General features: G+C 32.5%; 13 protein-coding genes. 9 read left to right on the top strand and 4 right to left on the bottom strand.

Features of this window, described 5'->3' with window-relative positions; all coding sequences use genetic code 11:
• Positions 1-43: 43 nt before the first annotated feature.
• The 4 genes from J2W95_RS05785 to J2W95_RS05770 all read right to left on the bottom strand — a co-directional run bounded on the left by J2W95_RS05785 (position 44) and on the right by J2W95_RS05770 (position 4,972).
• Entirely contained in the window at positions 44-3,601 is a 3,558-nt protein-coding gene (locus tag J2W95_RS05785) for a DNA primase (protein WP_310004879.1), read from the bottom strand.
• 2 nt (positions 3,602-3,603) lie between these two features.
• Positions 3,604-4,017 carry a hypothetical protein gene (locus J2W95_RS05780; protein ID WP_310004877.1) on the bottom strand — a complete coding sequence of 138 codons (414 nt, stop codon included), beginning with the start codon at positions 4,015-4,017 and terminating at the stop codon, positions 3,604-3,606.
• A gap of 99 nt (positions 4,018-4,116) precedes the next feature.
• Positions 4,117-4,695, bottom strand: a complete 579-nt coding sequence (locus J2W95_RS05775) for a helix-turn-helix transcriptional regulator (protein ID WP_310004875.1) — start codon at positions 4,693-4,695, stop codon at positions 4,117-4,119.
• A 13-nt stretch (positions 4,696-4,708) separates the two neighbouring features.
• On the bottom strand, positions 4,709-4,972 hold the full coding sequence (locus tag J2W95_RS05770; protein ID WP_310004872.1) for a hypothetical protein: 264 nt from the start codon (positions 4,970-4,972) through the stop codon (positions 4,709-4,711).
• Positions 4,973-5,074: 102 nt separating this feature from the next.
• Between J2W95_RS05770 and J2W95_RS05765 the strand changes: the two genes are divergently transcribed.
• From J2W95_RS05765 to J2W95_RS05725, 9 genes are all read left to right on the top strand, one after another.
• Entirely contained in the window at positions 5,075-5,407 is a 333-nt protein-coding gene (locus J2W95_RS05765) for a helix-turn-helix domain-containing protein (RefSeq protein ID WP_310004870.1), read from the top strand.
• A gap of 433 nt (positions 5,408-5,840) precedes the next feature.
• Complete coding sequence (locus J2W95_RS05760) at positions 5,841-7,151, top strand: site-specific integrase (protein ID WP_310004868.1); 1,311 nt, start codon at positions 5,841-5,843, stop codon at positions 7,149-7,151.
• Positions 7,152-7,553: 402 nt separating this feature from the next.
• The gene (locus J2W95_RS05755; protein WP_310004866.1) at positions 7,554-8,654 is read left to right on the top strand and encodes a Fic family protein; all 1,101 of its coding nucleotides are present in this window, start codon (positions 7,554-7,556) and stop codon (positions 8,652-8,654) included.
• A gap of 210 nt (positions 8,655-8,864) precedes the next feature.
• On the top strand, positions 8,865-9,002 hold the full coding sequence (locus J2W95_RS05750) for a hypothetical protein (protein WP_310004864.1): 138 nt from the start codon (positions 8,865-8,867) through the stop codon (positions 9,000-9,002).
• Positions 9,003-9,341: 339 nt separating this feature from the next.
• Positions 9,342-12,068 (top strand): hybrid sensor histidine kinase/response regulator transcription factor, encoded by a 2,727-nt coding sequence (locus J2W95_RS05745; RefSeq protein WP_310004862.1) that lies wholly within the window; start codon positions 9,342-9,344, stop codon positions 12,066-12,068.
• 192 nt (positions 12,069-12,260) lie between these two features.
• The gene (locus J2W95_RS05740) at positions 12,261-14,801 is read left to right on the top strand and encodes a glycoside hydrolase family 32 protein (protein ID WP_310004860.1); all 2,541 of its coding nucleotides are present in this window, start codon (positions 12,261-12,263) and stop codon (positions 14,799-14,801) included.
• A gap of 826 nt (positions 14,802-15,627) precedes the next feature.
• Positions 15,628-16,947, top strand: coding sequence for a sugar porter family MFS transporter (locus J2W95_RS05735; protein WP_310004858.1), 1,320 nt, complete (start codon positions 15,628-15,630; stop codon positions 16,945-16,947).
• A 5-nt stretch (positions 16,948-16,952) separates the two neighbouring features.
• Entirely contained in the window at positions 16,953-18,551 is a 1,599-nt protein-coding gene (locus J2W95_RS05730) for a glycoside hydrolase family 32 protein (protein ID WP_310004857.1), read from the top strand.
• An 82-nt stretch (positions 18,552-18,633) separates the two neighbouring features.
• The gene (locus J2W95_RS05725) at positions 18,634-21,693 is read left to right on the top strand and encodes a SusC/RagA family TonB-linked outer membrane protein (protein WP_310004855.1); all 3,060 of its coding nucleotides are present in this window, start codon (positions 18,634-18,636) and stop codon (positions 21,691-21,693) included.
• The last annotated feature ends 6 nt before the right edge of the window (positions 21,694-21,699 follow it).

Below are 21,699 nucleotides of genomic sequence, written 5' to 3'. Positions count from 1 at the left end.
TTCCGTTTAATTATATTTTTTTTAAATGGGTCGCAGGGAAATTTTATAAAAAATCGGAATCGGCGCCCTCAATCTCCCTCCAATTGAGCGGGAGCTGTTCATCTTGGCCTGATTCAGTATTGTCTTTTGATTTGTTATCCCAGAGTGTACCTTCGTTTAATTGGTACATTATTGAGCCAGTAATATCTTCTCTTACGTTTTCAGAAAGCTGTAGCATGTTAATGCTTGTGGCGCTGGAACGATTGGCCATTCTACCACTTGCAAAACTGTGGGATTTGATATCTTCTATCCACGCTCCTGATTTTTTCAATTCATCTTTGAACGAAGCACGGCCTGGTGGCATTTCATGATATTGTGACCACCATTTGCGCTCGATCTTATCCATTGTGTGTGTCCATTGAATGTACAGCGTGTTTTCTTCTACGCTAACAATATAGTTGGCCTGCAATCTTTCGTCTTTATTACCTCGGAGCGATGCGATGAAACAATCCCAAAAACGAATCATTATAGATGCCGAATTGATTTTTGCCGTTTGATGCTCTACTTGGTTTTTAAAATGTTCCATCATTTCATTTTGGGTGAATGGGAGTGTCAAATCGGTCATATCCCGAACGATCTCAAAAGTGGTTGCCAAAACTGCAAGGTTTGAAATTATTCTTCCTTTGGCTGTTTTAAAGTTCTCTTGAAGAATACCTTTCCATTTGCGGTAACCTTTAGAATAATTCTCTTTATATACTTTTCTGTAGGTCAATAAATGATGGGAGTAACCGCTAACACCTTTTGTAGTCCAGTCATTCAATTCGTCAAACTCAACCATTTCTTCTTGGCTGAAAACGTTTTTTGTCATTTCGTTCCAAATCAAACGGATGATCAATGGTTCTGAATTTGGGTAATCATTTCCTGTAAGTATTACCGATGATTCGATATCTACGGTATCCATTGCAATTCTGCTTTCAATGCTTCCTTTTTTGTACCCAACTCTATCCCATATAGATTTGATGGTTCCATCAAGCTTGTTATCTCCTCGCTTATATTCTGATAATTGAGAAATTCCGTTTTTGAATTGTGCCAACTCAATAATTTTTGCTTTTAATGTAGATGCACCCGCTTCCAGATTGATAGGTATTTGCGGAATTCCTGCAAAGCTTTGAACGATATAAGCCAACTCATCTTTTCCGGAACCACCTGGTCCATAAAAAAACAATATTGGAAAGCTTCCTGTTTCGTCCACTGCAATATCTTGGAACAATGATGCGATAGCGAAGAGTAGGGCGGATATCCCGTGTTCACGATGTACTTTTAAAACTTTTGCCGTGTAAGATTCAAATGAAATAGGATTTTCCATTACTCTAAATTGCTTTTGAGCCTTATATTTTCCTGATGTATGCTTGTAGATCTTGTTTGCCGAAGCGATATAATAGTGAGTATCATTGTGTACAAAAACCCCATTTTCATCTAATACGATATCAACGCCTTCTTCATTGATTATTCTATTATTCCAAACCCAAATATTGGCATCTGGTTGCCACCCCAGCACTTCAATTTTTCGGCCATCTCCCATATTGTCAAGAAGAAATGTTCTTAATATCTGCAGATCATTATTGCTCCCCTTGAAATTAAAATTTCCGTGGCCACTCATTGTGTTGTAAAAATTCAAAGGCGTATTTAGATTCTCTGAATTGGTATCGAAGATTACTTCTTTGTTGTGAATGTTCTTAAGACGAATCAGTTTTCGAGGAAACTTTTCATCATTCATATGCTGTAAAACTTCAATAGAAAAATTTGAAATCGAAGTGAAATATACTTTCCCGTCACGGCTTTCAGGCAGTGACATATAGATCTGATTGTTTGCAACAAACATTCCATAGTGCTTGATGTTTTTTTCTAATTCCTTCATCGGAACTTTCACATCAATTGGTAAAACATAATCAATGTGATATTCTTCCTCTACAGGTTCAATTTCTGCACGTAATTCTTTTATCCAAGAATTAATCGTGCTTTTTGGAAGTTTGCTTTCTAACTGGATCCAATTTAAATAAATTTGAAAGTAGGCATCATCTTCTATATTGATGATTACTTTGCAAAGTTCCTTGGCTCCAGATGCTCTATTTATTTCCGCATTCTTATAAGCGGTTTCAAATTTTATTGTCAAATCTGAAACGATTGTTTTTTGTTTTTTTAAATGTATTGGCTCCTGAAAATTTTTAATTTGGTTTTTAATTTTCTCCAAATTGCTTTTTACAGCTGCAGTCGTGATTTGTTGTTCTTTGTATTCATCAGATTTTTTGGTTTTTGTAATTACAATTTCTTTTAGAAGATTGTCAACGGTCAAAAAATCAGTTTCAATCTTGTTTCTTTCCTGTATTAGCGCCTGTTTTTCAGTTTCAAATTCGATGATAAGGTTTTGAAGAATTTCTTTTTCTAAAATCAGATCTTCCTCAAGTTGATAATAATCTTTCTTGATAAATTCATTTACCAATATTCCAAATCCATCTTTACGGATACCAGGTACTTTGAACATTTCGTTCAATCCGCCACAAAGCGCAATAACATCAGAATACTTACGACAGAAATCATCAGGGTCTAAGTCTGTATAAATTACTTCGGTACGAAATCCTTGTTTGATAAAAAGAGGAATTTGTTTTAATACGGCAGCTTTACCTGCAGGATCAGGATCCATCCAAAAAACTGCCTTTGTACAAAGTTTTTTGAGTTCATTAATTTGGATATCGGTAATAGCAGTTCCGCAACTGGCCACTGTATTTTCTAATCCGTAAAGATGCGCTCCGATAACATCATTATAACCTTCACTCAAAAAAGCTTCGCCACGTTTGCGTATTTCCAATTTTGCTTTATGCAGGCCAAACCAAACTTTAGATTTATTGTAAAGTAAATTTGATGCGTTCACATCTGGATTAATCCATTTTCCTCTATTAGGCTTTCCGGAAATATCACGCCCGCCAAATCCAATAATTAACCCATTACCATCGTGGATTGGATATATTACCCGCTCAGAATATTTATCCCATTGATTAGTGATCAATCCTAAAGCTTCTCCTTGAGAAACTCTTCCGGATGCCGATAATTTATTATAAAGAAAATTATCCGGAGCAAATCCAATTCCCCATTCTAATATAGTATCGTCTGAGTATTCTCTTTTAACTTTTACTTCCTGCACAGCAGAATGGTCATCAGAAAGGCGCAAAAATTCTTTTTGGTATAATTCGTGTGTAGCTTTTAAAACTTTGCGTAATTCTTCCTTTTTCTCTAATACTTCCTTTTTCTTCTCCGAAAATTCTACAGCTTCATATTCTACAACTTCACTATAGATTCCTGCAATTTTTTCAATAGCTTCAGGATAAGTACAGCTTTCTTTCTCCATAACGAATGAAACAACGTTGCCACCTTTTCCAGATGAAAAATCTTTCCATATGTTTTTCACTGGAGAAACCATTAGTGATGCTGTTTTGTCATCGCTAAAAGGAGATTTAGCCTTATAGTTGGCACCGGCTCTTTTTAATTCTACATACTTGCCTATGACTTCATCAATATGGGCACGCTCCAGAAGTTTGTCTATAAATGTTGTTTTGATATATCCCATAACTAAGCCTCCTGATGATTTGGGGTTAGTACTTGGGCGTCGATTACATTGATCTTCAGATTTGAGTTATTAAAACCTCTTCTATAAACCTCTTCATTAGTCATATATGGCTTTGGGAAAAAGAAATTATTAGTTTCTTTTTTTAGCGATAAAAAAACATTTGAAAAATTTATAATAAAACCAGTTCCTGAATGATGTTTTGTCACTATTGCATTTTGTATTTTTCTTTGTAGCTGGCGTAGTTCTTGGAGTGTTAGGAACTCAAACGATAAGGAATCATTTATTAATGACAACTCATATCTTAAAGGTTTTGAAAGAACTTGAATCTGATGATCAGTATAGAACCCTGAATTTTCAACACTCTCAAGTTGTTCCTCGAGTAGATCTTTTCTTGATTGAAGTTTGTCGTCTAACATATATTTTAATTTAATGGTTTAGTTAAAAAAACCACCCACAAGGAGTGGTTACGTGTGTAAGTGCACACACAGGATTGGTAAGAACGTGACCCAGTTTTTTTAGAACTGAATAAGGTTTAAGAAAATGGATATCATAGCCCCCTCTTGTTTGGTTTGGATTCCGAGTTTCTCATATAGATATTTTTTAGCCTTATGGAATGAGCCTAATGGTAGATTCAATTCTTCGGCAATAACATCGTTGGTTTTGTTAGTGGCTGTAAGTTGAAGAAGCTTTACTTCCTGTAATTGTAGTTGCTGGCCGTTGTAGGATGGAAGCTTACAAAGGATTCCTTCGCTTTTGCAGTTTCCTCTTAGCGGGCATTCCCAATATTCTCCTTCTTGGAGTTTACCATCCTTGATATCACCTTGATAATCCAATCCACCAAATCTGCAACTCACAAATTGCTTAGTTCTTTTGATTTTGGAATCCGGATGCATGGCCATTAAGTGGCTTTTTACTAAAGGATCTTTTTCAATTTCTTCATCTAAGATTTGGATAACCGAAAATGAAGCTTCGTCTAAGGGAAAAACTTTACTATTTTGTATAACTTTTGTTTCCTCCTGATCATTAAAAAATTCTATGCAAGAATCTGCAAGACCAGGATAAAGCCTGTTGATTGTTGGTACTGTTTGTGTCATGGATTTGTGATTTTTAAGTGGTCAATTCTTTTAATTTGTCTTCTAAAACCTTGTTTTCCAATGCTACTTCGACCATTGCATTTAGAATATCAATTCGTTTAGATAGTTTTTTTTTGGTATTTCGAATCATTCCTGCAGTAACATCAGTCCCTTTTGGAAGTTTCTCTAATACAGCGGTTACATAATTGAATGGCAAATGATTATCAATTATTTCATACGCCTTGTCGATGTGCGTTTGCACATTCTTGCCTTTGTTATTTATTGTTATATTTGTCATCAGGTTGTTATTTGTTATACAAAAGTATTAAATAGTTGTACTAAAAAGTATAGTTTTTGTAATAAATTATACTTTTTAGTATAATTTAAAATCATTCTAAATATGGGATTTTCAAAAAAAATAAAAGAATTCTTTGATAGTAAGGGTTTGAAGCAAAGAGACGTAAGTAAGATAATGGATGACTACAACGAACAGATGGTCAGTCGTTATATGAATAGCGATGAAATTTCATCGACATTCATTAAAAAAATAGCCAAATACTTCCCGGATGCGGATATCGATTATTTAGTGCGAGATGATGATGATACAATTCATATTATGAATGAACCTGGCGATTCCTACAACACAGAAGCAGTCCAGTTAGTAATGGAAATAGAGGAAAAATTAACCAAATTAAAAGAGATTTTGGCACGGAAAAGCCACGATAAAATATAAAAAGTCAATAAACATGCAGGTTTACAAGTGTGCAAGTATTCCTTCTGCGTTCACTTAGACCAATTTTTAATTCGATTAAAAATTGGTTAAAACACAGGAATCCCGCATCTTTACTAAGATGCGGGTTTTTTTATTCTTCATTTTTATTTTCAAAAACGCTCATTATTGCACGAAATTTTGTGGATTATTTGTGGCATTTTATACTGTCAAAAAAAGTTGCCACAAAAACAACGTAATTTTATGTTCAAAAAAACTCATTTTGCTCGAAATTTTATGGATTGTTTGAGGATTGTTTGTGGCATTTTACGCTTTCAAAAAAAGTTGCCACAAAAAACAACGTAAAGCATTGTTTGTTAGAGATGTAAAGCTGGTTAACGACTTGATTTAGAGATATTATAATTCGACCTTTATTAACTTATTAAATTGTTGAATTATGTTAGAAAACAGTTTTGGAATTATCTTCTTTTTGAAGAGTTCTGCAAAGAGTACCAATGAAAGATTTATTTATCTTAGGATTACTGTTAATGGTGTGCCCAAAGAAACCTCCACTAAACGAAAATGGAATGTAAACAGATGGGAGCAGAAAACAGGAAGGGCAACAGGAAATAAAGAAGATGCTAAAACATTAAATTTCTTTTTGTACTCGCTGGAAATGAAAATAAGAAAGTTTGCAGATCAGCTTACGGAAAAGCAGGAATCCCTGAGCAGTATAAAGCTGATTAATTTTATTTTAGGCAAAACCAAGCAGAGAACTACGGTTCTGCAGGAATTTCAGCTTCATAACGATCAAATGCTTGCTTTAGTAAAAAGGGGTGAATATGCCATTGGTACCCATGTGCGTTTTGAAATATCAAAAAAACATGTTAAAGACTTTATGCTGTATAAATTTGGTGTGGAAGATATGGAGTTTAACGAACTTAACTTTGAGTTTGTAAAAGAATATGAATTTTATCTCAAGACTGTAAAGAACAACGCTAATAATACAGCACTTAAATACATTACTAACTTTAAGAAAATTGTTCTTATTGCATTGGATAAAGAATTTCTTGTTGCAGATCCTTTTAAAAGATTTAAAGGTAAAAAGATAAAGGTTCCGAAAAGACCTTTAGCAGGATTTGAATTGTCATTGCTGGAGAAGCATAAGTTTTCGACTGCTCGTCTTGGAGTAGTTAGAGATGTTTTTGTTTTTCAATGTTATACCGGCCTAGCATACATTGATGTTTTTAATCTAAAGCAATCAGATATTAAAGAAGGTGTTGACGGGGAACAATGGATTTTAACAGAAAGACAAAAAACAGGAAGTCCTATTAATATTCCATTGCTGCCGAAAGCGGCTGAGATTGTAGAGTTGTATAAAAATCATCCTGTTTGCATGGAAAGAAATTCGGTACTTCCAGTAAGTTCAAATCAGAAAATGAATGAGTATCTCAAAGAAATAGCTGATTTATGTGGAATTACTAGTGCATTAAATACTCATAAAGCCCGAAGAACTTTTGGAAGTACCGTGACATTGAATAATAATGTGCCAATTCATGTCGTGAAAGAAATGCTGGGACATCAGTCAGTGAGTCAGACAGAAGAGTATGCTATAACTGAGCAGATTGCTATTGGCCGTGAGATGCAGGGATTAAAACAACGACTGGCAGATAAGGAGGATGTTACGGGTGAGTTAGCTTTACGGACAATTGAGAGGATGGAGAAGGAGTTAAACGAAATGAAGAGAAAGCTTAGCTTGTTAAAGTAATGATTATCAAAAGGGAAGCTAGTGTGAAAAATTCCCTACTTGAATAAATGAGACTTTTTATGACTCATAAAATACAAATTTCAAATAATTTTATGAAGGTTTTGAATAGATTGGCTTACTAACTGTAATGTCTGTTTGTATTCCACAAACGATTTGGTTTGGATTTTCTGTTATGGATTGATGTAAAATTGTAATATATATCATTCAGTTGGTTCTGTCTCATCTGTTAATAATTTTTGTCTTTAGAATTTTAAATCTATTCAAAAATGAATATTAAAGGTCATTGTTATCTTAAAGGCATAATCCTGAAGGCAGTGATGAAAAACGCGGTGAATAAACAATTTAATCACCGCATTTTTTGCGGAGAATAATCATTATATTTACCGCATAAATTAAAAAGTAATGGCAATCTACATTCATCAACTTAAAAATTGGCCTCATTTGCATTGGAATGAGCAAGAATTTATTTCGTTATTAAGCGAAGTAAGAAACTTGCAGGGAAAACTTATGGGTAAAGTAGAATTGCTCGGTTTCGAACTAAAAGGTGAAGCCAATTTAGAAACTTTAATTCAAGATGTACTGCAAACTTCTGAAATTGAAGGTCAAATATTAAACCCCGAACTAGTTCGTTCCTCTATTGCAACAAGACTTGGATTAGAATATTCTGGTTTAGAACATTCAGATAGACACGTTGATGGGATCGTAGAATTAATGTTAGATGCCACTCAAAACGATAATAAAACATTGACTGATGAGCGTTTGTTTGGCTGGCACGCCGCACTATTCCCATCAGGAAGGAGCGGTATGCATAAAATTGAAGTAGCAAATTGGCGTTCAGGCGCTATGCAAGTAGTTTCGGGAGGCATGGGTCGGGAAATAGTGCATTATGAAGCTCCAAAAGCCGAAAGGTTAGCATCAGAAATGGAACAGTTTATAGACTGGTACAATAATGAACAAAATCTAGAATCGTTGCTAAAAGCAGCTGTCGCCCACTTATGGTTTATAACGATACATCCATTTGATGATGGAAATGGAAGAATTGCCAGAGCTATCACTGATATGCAACTTTCTAAAGCAGATGGTGTAAATCAAAGGTTTTACAGTATGTCAACTGAAATAAACAAACAAAAGAAAAGCTATTATACCATATTAGAGAGAACTCAAAAGGGTGAATTAGATATTACAGAATGGATAGTTTGGTTTTTAGAATGCTTAAAAAATAGTATTCTTTACTCAAGTACAATCGTAGACAAAGTAATTAAAAAGCATCATTTTTGGGTTAAAAATGCGGGCAAAATAAGTAACGAGCGTCAGCAAAAGATGCTTAATAAACTTATGGATAATTTTGAAGGCAACTTAAATACTAGTAAATGGGCTAAAATAGCTAAAACTTCTCCAGATACTGCCCTTAGAGATATAACCGATTTAGTAAATAAAGGTATATTAGTTAAAGCTAATTCAGGAGGAAGAAGTACTCATTATGTTCTAAAAGACAGCTTTTAGAATAAATACGTAGTAGATATTTTTATTTCAAAAAAATATAACTTAAAATTAAAAATATTTAGAGTAGGAAATGCATCATCAATAATTTGATCTAGTTTTTTATGGTAATTTGTTCAAATAGGATATTGTAGCTTTAATATCTTTGTGACCTAGCATTTCGCTGATAACTTCAATTGCTATATTTTCAAATTTTAAAAATGTAATAAAAGCATGACAGGAAGTGTAAAAAGTTATACACTTGTTTATAGCGGATTTGACACTAAATTAAGCCCATTCTTCGGATTTACCAATCCCGATAGCTATCGGGACCAAAATACAAAACCAACTACCATTAAGCCTATTACCTAAATCGTTTGTAGAAAATGTTAGCTGTATTAATTATTTTGAGAGGTTTATAAAATCTGATATTATTCTAAACTATCTCAAATTAATAGAGGTATGAGAGGGGTAATATAATACCCTATGTTAATTAAAGAAAACAACATTAGATTCTTAATTTATTCTAAAAATATATACTTTTGTTTAACCTTCGATTTATCTTAATAGATCACCTATTTTAAAAGTATTAATGGCAATTATTATTTATTGATTGAAAAATAAATATTTTTTTCAATTTAATGATGAACCACTTAGTGAAAATGAATGCCAAAATAATCAAAATTTATTCTATAAAATACCACAAATTGTATGTCAAAAAATATAATATTATTACTCTTAATAACATTGTTTTCCTGTGACTCAAAGGAAGATAATCAAAAAAGGATTGTTATCGGATTTTCGCAAAGTATTTCTGAAGAAGATAGCTGGAGAAAATCTATGGATAATACAATGATGGTGGAAGCTTCACTACATCCGGAAATCGATTTAACTATTTCTAATGCAAATGGCAGTACAAAGAAGCAGATTAATGATATTGAAAAAATGATGGAACATCATTTGGATGTCTTAATAGTTGCTCCATATGGATCCGATTCTATAGTGCCTGTAATTGAAAAAGCAAATAAAAAAGGTATACCAGTCATTATTGTCGATAGAAAAGTTAATACATCCAATTATACTTCATTTTTAGGAGCAGATAATGTTGAAGTTGGTCATATTGCAGGAAAATATATTGCTTCTATGTCTAATGCTCATGCAAATGTTGTGGAAATTAAGGCAACGACTGATATTTCACCTAGCGTAGAGAGAAGTTTAGGTTTTAAACAAATTATCGATCAATATCCAAACATTAAAAAGGTAAGTATAAGTGCACCGAATTTGGAATCACTTAATAATAATTTTAGTAAGGTCTTGGATAGTATGCAAAGAATTGATTATGTTTTTGCTTTTAATGACAATATGGCACTCCAAGCATGGGAAGTTGCAAAGCGGAAAGGTCGTGAGAAAAATATAAAATTTATAGGAATAGACGGATTGAATGATCCAAATGGAGGTATACAGGCAGTTAAGGATGGTAAACTAACGGCAACCATATTGTATCCAACTGGAGGTAGTGAAGCAATTAAGCTTGCAATTAAGCTTGCAAATAAGGAAATAGTTTCTAAAAATAATATACTTAATACAACTTTAATTGATTCTCTGAATGCCGATATAATGAGTAATCAATTTGATAAAATTTCGGTTCAACAATCCGATATTGAATTGCAACAAAATAAAATTAAAGAGCAAGAGAAAAAATATTCTACCCAAAGAAATCTTCTGATTGTCATTATTCTTTTTAGTTTGTTAATTTTTGGACTAGCTGTCTTTAGTCTATACTCTGGTATAAAATTACGTAGTAAAAAGAAAGAATTAGAAAAAACGAATATTAAAATTGTAAATCAAAAAAATGAAATTGAATTATACGCCAATAAGTTAAAAATCAGTAATGAAGCTAAGATTAATTTTTTTACAGGACTTTCTCATGAATTTAAAACTCCGTTGACATTGATATTAAGTTCGATAGAATCCTTACATGATGAGTTTCAAAATAAAAGTAATACAGTAAAAAAAGATTTAGATTTAATGTATAATAATTCTAGAAGATTGCTTCGGTTGATTAATCAGTTGCTTGATTTTAGAAAAGGTGAAAATCAAAGCTTTGCTATAAACGTTTCCAAAATAAATCTTTGGAGTTTCTCAAAAAGAATAATTAAAGAGTTTGAAAGAGAAGCCTCAAGAAGAAATATAAAATTTGATTTTTCTTCAAACAATAAAGGTTTAGAGGTATATATAGATCAAAATTTAATAGACAAAGTATATTATAATTTATTGTCTAATAGTTTTAAGTTTACACCTGATAATGGTAAAATTGAGATCTCTATTGTTGAGGAGAAAGAGTTTGGAATTGTAAAAATACACTTTAAAGATTCTGGGATTGGGATACCTGAAAAGGATTTGGCAAATGTTTTTATTCCTTTTTTCAAAGGGTCGAATAATTATAAAAATGGTTCGGGCGTGGGACTAAATTTGTCTAAAAACTTTATGGATTTACATCAAGGTTCAATTGAAGTTAAATCAAATAAAGGAACACATTTTACTTTGACTTTAAAATTAGGTCGTGATCATTTTAAGGATGAAGAAATAATTGAAAATTCGAATGATCAAAATTTTGAAAACGATTATGAATATAATTATTTAGATAAAACATTAAATGAAATAAGCTCTCCTTTGTTTGATGAAAATAAACAAACCATTTCAATCATAGAAGATAATGTAGAAGTTATAGATTTTATTTCGTCAAAACTAAGTGAAAATTACAATGTTTTTAAATGTAATGGAATAAATTCAGTTGAACATGTATTGGCAACTATTCCTGATATTATCATATGTGATTTAAATTTACCGGAAAAAAATGGTTTTGAAATTTGTGAAATTTTAAAAGCAAATTTTCTTACTTCTCATATCCCGACAATTATATTGACTGCTTCGGATGATCACGAAACCAATATTAAAGCGTTGGAAGTAGGGGCAGATTTATTTTTGACAAAACCCTTCAATTTGCAAGTATTGAAGCAAGCAATAAAAGGCTTGTTATTTAATAGGGAAAAATTAAGATATTTTTACACTAATGCTAGGACACCAGTACAAACTGAAATAAAAGGTTTTGACTTAATTGAAAAGGAATTCCTAAATAAAATAGACTTGTTTATAGATAAAAATATTGATGATTCATCATTTTCAGTTGAAGACCTTGCTGCTTTATTGAATATATCTAGAGTTCAATTATATCGAAAAGTAAAAGCGGTATTAGGTATAGGGGTTGGAGATTATATAAATAATTATAGACTTGAGAAATCAAAAGAGATGTTGAAATCTACAACTTTGAATATTTCAGAAATTGCATATTCTTGTGGATTTGCTTCTCCAAATTATTTTTCAACGGCCTTTAAAAGTAAATATTCTATTTCGCCTAAGGATTTTAGGAATGTTTAATAAAAAAAGCATGTTACATTATTATAAAAATAATAATTTTCAAGTTGTTTTCTTGGGGAGTGAATGATTGTTTATTCTGTTAAAGGTTTGTTTTACAGTGTTATTTGTTTTTTATTTTGATAAAAATGTCAATGTAACATAATCTAACTATAACGTTTTATTGCTTTTGTATTTTTATCGAAAATAATAAAAATGAAAAAGTATATAATTGTATTCCTTACCTGTTTTGCAGTTTTAAGTTGCAAAACAAAAAAAGATCCAACACCTGATCCCACTCCGATACCGACACCAGTCCCAAATTCGGCTAAGGAAATACTTTTTTTTGGTTTTAATGAGAATTCTGGACAATCACTAGACGAAACTAAAACAAAATCTAGTTTTACTATAAATGGCCCTGTAAATTCCGCAGAAAGAATTGTTGGTGTAGAAGGAAACGCATTAAGAGTAAATGGGTATTATGGTTGGGCAACTGGAAATGCAAAAGTTACTTATCCTACCAGTCAAGTATGTGTTACGGGTTGGATTGCTCCTGCAGCATTTCCTGTTCAAAGAAAAGATTTAGATCCAATCACAGAAAATACTATCGCGGCTATTTTTTCAAATATAAACACAACTAATAGTTCAGGAGTTGCATTAGGAATCAATCATCATGGTAGACTTATTGGTCAATTTAAAGTAGGAACCGAATTGGTACAAATTCTTTCAGAGAAAGAGATAGAACTAAAAAAGTGGAGTTTCTTGTCATTAAATATAAATGCTGTTCAAGGTACCGCAACTTTATTTCTCAACGGTGCTAAAATAAAAGATATTACATTTCCAGGAGGCATTCTTGCTTGGGATAACAATGCCACAATATATATAGGCAAGGAGTCGAAAAATAAAACAATAGCGGGTTTTGAAACTAACGGTTTGAGTGGAGCAATAGATAAAGTTTCGGTTTGGGATAAAAATCTATCAGATACAGAAATTTTAGCACAATATACCGCTGTCACTCCTTCGGAACCAATTTTAAAGATACCAACCGATGTTAGATTTGCAAACGATATCCATAGGCCTAAATATCATTTAATGCCCTCGGCAGCTTGGACTAATGAGTCCCATGGCTTGATTTATGTCAATAATAAATACCATATTTTCAGCCAAAGAAATTTTAACGGTCCTTATTTGGAACATATCAATTGGGGACATTATGTAAGTGATGATCTGGTGAGTTGGAATGAAAAAACGCAAGTATTGTGGCCAGAGCCAGGATTTGATGAAGTTGGGATTTGGTCTGGTCATGCTGTAATTAAAAATGGAGAGCCTTTTATTTTTTATACTGGAGTCAATAAATCTAGAGCCGGAATTGGGCTAGCCACTTCTACTGCACCATATGATGTTTGGAAAAAGAATGCTAATCCAATTATCACCAATGCACCTACTTCATTTGCAAATGCAGATTTTAGAGACCCATTTGTATTTCAAAATAATTCAGAATGGTATATGATGATAGGAACTGGACTAAGAAACGGTACACCAAGAGGCGGACTGTTTCTGTATAAATCAACAGGTGGAGATTTTACACAATGGTCTTTACAAGGAACTATGCTTGAAGGAAATCCTTCTGTAGATGGAACTGGAGATTTTTGGGAAATGCCGATCTATTATAACTTTGGTTCCAAAGCAATCGTGTTAATCAATAAACTTCCAAATGCGAATGCCTTATATTGGTCGGGTAGTTTTAATGGTTCTCAATTTGTTAGAGATAATGCAGTTCCAGAACGACTAGATGTTATTAATCAATTGTTATCTCCTTCCATTGGTCAAGATAGTAATGGGAACTTAACTGCAATTGGAATTATTCCCGATGGTGTTTCTTCAACTAAGCATAAAGCACAAGGTTGGGCTCATGTTTTTAGTTTACCAAGAATTTGGACACTTGTCAATGGCAAAATAAAACAAGTGCCACATCCTAATTTATTGAAGTTAAGAGGAGCTGTTGCAAATTTCTCTAATGTGAGTTTCGGTCAGTCTACTTCGAATGTGTTAAATGGAGCTTCTGGTTCACAATATGAAGTTGTCGCCACAATCGATCCTGGTACAGCCACTAAAGTTGGTTTTTCGATAAATAAAAACATTGTAACTAATGAACAAACGTTAATTTATTATGATTATTCTACCAGTAGTTTTGTTGTAGATCGAAGTAAATCATCCATATTGACAGATGTCCCTTTGTCTAATCAATCCACAAATTATGTTTTACCTGCTGGGAGTGTAAAGTGGAGGATTTTTGTTGATGCCTCTGTAATTGAGGTGTTTGTAAATGACGAATTGGCTTTTGCAACACGTTCATTTCCATCTACAGCTAACAATATATTGGATTTATATGCTCAAGGTGGTGCAGCTAATGCAATTGATTTGAAAATTTACAATATCAATGGCGGAGGAGTAGCTTCAGTTTCAAGAGGTGTAAATGATAAAAAAGAAACAATGCATCCAACTGTTTATCCAAATCCATCCAATGCAAATTTTAATATTAAGTTCAATAAAAAGGAAGATGCAGTAGTTTATGCTTATGTATTTGATATAAAAGGTTTTCCATTAAAAAAGATTGAATCAGTTTTAAATTCAGAGAATCAAACCATTAATTGGGATGGTTATATGGAAAACGGAAATAAAGCAAATGAGGGTATTTATATTATAAAAGGTTTTTATAATGAAGAATTATTCGATGCAAAATTAATAGTGAATTAATGGGTTAAAATATTTTGGTTCGAAATTTTTCAGGATCACTAAAAATATAAATTTGATAAGAGGGCAATCCATTTGGGTTGTCCTTTTCTCGTTTTTATTGCAAACAATTTTTTGGCACGGTCTATTTTTATTCTAATGCAATTAGATTAATAACATAACTAATTTAATCTACGCTTCAGATGGCAATGGTAGTATAAAAAAGGGGAAAAGGAGATATTCTGTTTCGAATTGGATAATGATTCACAGAATTTGTTGATCAAATTTTGATTATTTGGGGTTTTTGTTGCCGATTCAAAATACCTATATGAAATCATGGTTCGTTGAAGATTAGGAGAATCATTGATGTTAGGGCATAATTTAACGATTTAAAAGTAAACTATAATCATTTTAATGTTGATTCAGGTTCAAACGGGCATCATTAAAAATCGGAAACAAAGCCCCAATATTTTAATAAATTATTAAGAAAAACTAGCCATTATTATTGAATATTTTGACTAATTTTTTATTTAATTATTAATGAACTGATTGAAAATAGTTATTCATTTTTTAAATCAATAAAAAAGAAGTAATAAAAAAACAGTATTAATAAATAAAGTATTAAAAAAGTATTGATTGTTAATTTTTAGTATGTACACCATGTTACCTGAGTGTAATTCTATGTAACATAATTAAAAGAAATAGAAATTAAAACAAATCTACCGTATTGTAAGTTGTTGAAAGTAAGCGACTTGTGATTTGTGTTTTTTTATCAAACGTTATAGTAACATTTTGAAATGTCTAATTTTATGTTAAGATATAGTTTTGGAAGTATTAAAAATATATAATGATGAATAAAAAAATAATGAGTTGGTCAATCATTGCGGCATTCGCAGGATTCTTGTTTGGGTTCGATACAGTAGTAATTTCTGGAGCAGATAAAACGTTACAGGCATTATGGCATTCTAGTGACTTTTTTCATGGTTCAGTAGTAATGGCTATGGCCTTATGGGGTACTGTTATTGGAGCTATTTTTGGAGGAATTCCAACAAATAAATTAGGGAGAAAAAAAACGTTGTTACTTATAGGATTTCTTTTCGCTGCTTCTGCATTAGGAACAGCATTGGCAAACGGCCCATGGTTTTTTGCATTTTTCAGGTTTCTTGGAGGTTTAGGAATTGGAGCCTCAACAATAGCGGCACCGGGTTATATTTCTGAAATTGCTCCGGCTAAAGATAGAGGCCGTTTAGTTGGTTTTTATCAATTCAATATTGTACTTGGAATTCTTTGTGCTTTTTTATCTAATTATTTATTAAGTGATATTGGAGAGAACTCTTGGAGATGGATGTTAGGCATACAAGTTTTTCCTTCGCTAGTTTATTCATTTTTAGTATTCAATATACCAGAAAGTCCTAGATGGTTATTATCAGAGTCAAAAATAGAAGAAGCTAAAGTAGTTTTACAGAAAGTGTTTTCAAAAGATGAAATAAATCAATTCATAGAAGAGGTAAATAATGACAACATTGCAACTCCAAGCAATGAAAATATTTTCATGAAAAAATATAGAGTTCCTTTAATGTTAGCTTTTTTAATGGCTTCATTTAACCAATTGTCAGGTATTAATGCATTTTTATATTATGCACCAAGAATTTTTGGAGAAGCAGGTTTAGGGGCAGATGTTGCACTTTTAAGCAGTATAGGTATAGGGTTCATAAATTTAATTTTTACAATGGTAGGCGTTTTTCTAATAGATAGACTGGGTCGTAAAATGCTAATGTATATTGGATCCATTGGATATATTATTTCTTTGAGTCTTGTTTCTATGGCTTTCTTTTTTCACTGGACAGGAATGTTTGTGCCAATATTCTTATTCTTATTTATTGCATCTCATGCCATAGGTCAGGGGGCAGTGATTTGGGTGTTTATATCTGAAATCTTTCCAAATCATTTAAGATCATCAGGTCAATCATTCGGTAGTACTACACACTGGGTTTTAGCTGCTATCATTCCTTCTTTGATTCCTTTTCTATTTACTACAATTGGTGCAGGAGTTGTGTTTTTGTTTTTTGCAGTAATGATGGGCTTTCAACTTTTGTTTGTATTTGTCATGATGCCTGAAACCAAAGGAATTTCTTTAGAAAAACTAAGTAAAATATTAATTAAAAAATAATTAGGATGAAAAACACAGTAATTAAAGGACTTTTTAAAAGCATATTTTTCATTCTAATGATGGTTATTATGAATGGCTGTAGTTCTGCGATAGCAACAGATGAAAAAATATTTACTAATGAGGAGCTGTATAGGCCTAATTTACATTTCACACCTAATAAAGGTTGGATGAATGACCCGAATGGACTGTTCTTTTATAAAGGCTTATACCATTTGTATTTTCAGCATTATCCTGATAAAAATGTGTGGGGGCCTATGCATTGGGGACATGCAACAAGTAAGGATATGATAACATGGGAAGAGCAAAAAATTGCACTTTTTCCTGATGAGAAAGGATACATTTTTTCAGGAAGTGCGGTGGTAGATGTTCATAATACTTCGGGATTTGGAAGTCTGAAAAATCCACCTATAGTTGCAATGTTTACCTATCATGATGCAGTCAAAGAAAAAACGGGAGCTATAGATTATCAATCACAGGCAATAGCTTATTCACTGGATGAAGGAATGACTTGGACAAAGTTCAAAGGTAATCCAGTAATAAAAAATCCCGGAATTAAAGACTTTAGAGATCCTAAAATGACATGGGATGCCATCCATAATCAATGGATAATGGTATTAGCGGCTGATGTTGAAACTAATATATATCGTTCTTCAAATTTGATTAATTGGGAATTAGTCTCTGCATTTGGTAAGAATCTTGGCGTTCATGGTTCACCTTGGGAATGTCCAGATTTTTTTCCTATTAAAGTTGAAGGATCAACAGAAATGAAATGGGTGCTTTTACAAAGTATTAATCCAAATGGGCCAAATGGAGGATCTGCTACACAATACTTTGTTGGTGACTTTGACGGAAAAACATTCACGCTTGGGAATTCTTTTGCTAATGATTTAAAACAAGAAACAGCCTTTTGGGTAGACTATGGCAAGGATAATTATGCAGGAGTTACCTGGTCTAATATTCCTGACACAGATGGACGTAAATTATTCATAGGCTGGATGTCAAATTGGGAATATGCGAATAAAGTTCCAACTGAAAATTGGAGAAGCAGTACTACTATTGCAAGGGAGTTGAAACTTTTAAACATTAATGGTCATTATCGAATTGTCTCTTTGCCAGTAAAGGAATTGGATAAATATGTTTCAAAAACTATCAAGAGAGACCTTCTTACTATTGATAAAGAGACTGTGATAGTTGACAAATCTACAGTTGATATGTCAAGATTGGATATTCATTTTACGATGAATGGCTTGAAGGACGATAATTATGATTTTATCCTTTCTAATAAAGAGAAGAATGCCCTTCATTTTGGAATCAATAAAAAGGATAAGTGCTTTTATATTGATAGAAAATATGTGAGTAAAACAACATTCTCAGATGAATTTGCAAAGAAAATATCAAAGGCTCCAATTTCATCCGATTTTAGTTCAATTGATGTGAGGATAATTATTGATAAAACCTCGATCGAGGTGTTTTATGATAATGGAAAAACAGTTATGACTGAGATTTATTTTACAGACAAACCAATGGATTCATTTTCAATTGCTAAAGCAAATACCGCTTTTGAACTTAAAAATGTATTTATAAAACAATTAAATATTAAATAAAATTGATGCAGCTATTCTAAAACTTAAAAACTAAAACCAAATAACCAAACAAATTTAAACTATGATTAATAAAATGAAAAACATGAAAAAGAGTATAACAATATGCTTTCTTTTTTTTGTATCTGTTTTGGCAGCACAGCAGGTTCAAATAAAAGGGGTTGTTAAAGGAGAGGATGGTCTGGGGCTTCCAGGGGCTAATATAAATTTAAAAGAGAGTAATACTGCTACTTCTTCAGATTTTGATGGAAAGTTTAAAATAAATGCCAAGATTGGTGATGAATTAATTGTGACATTTATTGGATATAAATCAAGGTCTGTAAAAGTAGATGACATTAATAAAACATACAATGTTGTATTGGTAGATGAGAGCAATACTCTTAAAGAAGTAGTTGTTGTTACGGGATACACATTAGAGAAAAAATCTGAAATATCAGGTTCAGTTTCAATAGTTAAAATGTCTGAAATTACAAAACAGCCAACACCTAATCTATTAACAGCTCTACAAGGCAGAGTTGCAGGTTTACAAATAAATTCTGGAGGAACACCAGGAGGCAGTGATACTCAAATTGTCATTAGAGGATTAACTACTGTAAATAGCGGTTCTGCACCCCTTTGGGTAATAGATGGGGTTCAAACTAATAATTCATCAGGATTAAATCCAGATGAAATTGAGTCTATTCAGGTTTTGAAAGATGGGGCTTCTGCAGCTATATATGGTACTTCTGCAGCCAATGGGGTAATCGTTGTAACAACCAAAAAAGGGAAAAAGGGTGTTTCTGAATTTTCTTTCAAAACAGAAACTATTGTAAACAAACTTAGGGATAAAATAGGTTTATTGAATTCTCAGCAATGGGCAGATGTGACTTATCAAGCCCAATTGGGAGCAGGAATTACAACACCAACACATCCTGTTTTAATCAATAATGGATCAGGCTTTACTATACCACAATATCTAGACCCAAATGGCGTACAAACTGCATCAGATACGAATTGGGTAGACGAAATTATCAGTGATTCTTATTCTTCCAACACAGATTTTGGGTATCGTAAAGGAACAGATAAATTGAGTTTGTATACACAAGTAAGCTATTCTGAAGATAATGGAATCCAAAGGTATACTAGCTATAAAAGATTGAATGCTAGATTGAATACCTCATACAAATTTTTCAATGACAGATTGGCTATAGGTGAAAACTTTTTGTTTTCAAAAATTGATGAAGTGAAAAACAATCAATTTGAAAATGCAATTCTTCAAAATCCTTTGATTCCAGTTTATACAAATCTAGGAGATTATGCTGCTCCAATGTCTGGGGGACTGCAGGACAAGCCTAATCCATTAGCCAATTTATGGAGTGGTAGAAAAAATGTTGAAAAGATTACGCGTTTTCTGGGCAATGTTTATGGTAATTTAAAAATCACTAAGGATTTAACATTTAACACTATTTTAAATTTTGACAGTGGAACTAACAAGTTTAACACTGCTACGGAAGCATTTTCTGTCAATGGATCGATTCCTTCTGTTTTCCAAAATATTACTACCGATGACATTGATAACGATTATACTGCAACCATTTTTACCAATACATTAGAATACAATAAAAATTTTGGAAAAAGCAAGATTTCATTATTAGCAGGTATCGAGAATACGGCAAGACAAGATAATTTTCATAATAATTTAATAAGAGGTGTCGATATTACTGACCCTTCAGGATATGTAGTTAGAGATGATGCTGAATTTCAAACTATTGAGGATAAAGTTGAATCCTATAAGATTTCTCAATTTGGATCTGCGAAATATGTATATGATGACAAATATGTGCTTTATGGTTCATTAAGAAGAGATGGTTCTTCCCGATTTGGACCTAATAATAGATATGGAGTTTTTCCGGCGGCATCAGCTGCATGGAATGTCAGTAATGAGAATTTTTTAAAAGACAATAAATCTTTGTCGAATTTGAAATTAAGATTTTCATGGGGAGTTAACGGTAATGATTTGATTGGAGATTATTTGTATTTATCCAGTTTTATCAATAATACTTCTGGGGGAGTTATTGAAAATTCTGACTATGATATTGATGGCGACGGCGTAGGTTCTTCTGGTGGTGTTGTACAAAAAAGACAAGCAAACCCAGATATAAAATGGGAAACTACTACTCAATATGATGCCGGATTTGATATTGGGTTTTTTGATAATAGACTTCAGTTTAATACTGATTTTTATATAAAAACTACTGACAATTTAATTCTAACTCCTATTGCATTAGCAGTATCAGGCGAGTCAACTCCTCCAACTATCAATGCAGGTTCTGTTAGCAACAAAGGCGTTGAAACAGTGTTGAGCTATAAAAGTAATTCTGCTAATGAGTTTGTTTATGGAGTTGATTTAAATTTTTCTAAATATGAGAATAATGTAGAAAGCCTTGATTCTGATTCCAACTTTTTACTTAATGGTGTTTCTATAACACAAAAAGATTCTCCAATTGCTTCATTCTATGGTTTAGTTGCTGACGGAATTTTTAGAACTCCAGAAGAAGTAGCTGTTCATGCGGACCAGCCAGGAAAAGATCTTGGTAGAATTAGATATAGAGATGTTAATAAAGATGGCGTAATTAACCAAAGTGACAGAACTATAATTGGAAATCCTCACCCTGATTTCACCTATGGAATCAATTTAAATGCTACGTACAAGGGACTTGATATGAGCTTATTTTTTGATGGAAAACAAGGGAATGATATCTATAATACCCAACGTAACCTTGGCGACTTTGCCTATTTTGGATTTAATTATGGGACAAATACATTGGACGCTTGGACACCAAGCAATGCAAATTCAAATGTTCCTGCCTTATCTACTTTAAATAGTAACAATGAACTTCAGCCTTCTAGCCATTTCGTAGAAGATGGATCTTATTTCAGATTAAAAACTATAACTCTAGGGTATTCATTAAGTCAAGATTTAGTGGGAAAATTAGGAATGGGTAATTTACGATTCTATTTTGTAGGTCAAAATTTATTCTCATTCACTTCTTTCACTGGATTTGATTATGAGGTTTCTGGATTAAGTGCTGGTGGAATTGGTGTTGCGGGTTATGGAATTCCTCACTATAAGTCAGTTGCTTTTGGTATTAATGCGAAATTTTAATTAAAC

This window comes from Flavobacterium granuli, assembly GCF_031456055.1.
GTDB lineage: Bacteria > Bacteroidota > Bacteroidia > Flavobacteriales > Flavobacteriaceae > Flavobacterium > Flavobacterium granuli_A.
Note: the sequence above shows the minus strand (reverse complement) of the source record. Positions and strands in the feature narration are given on the sequence as shown.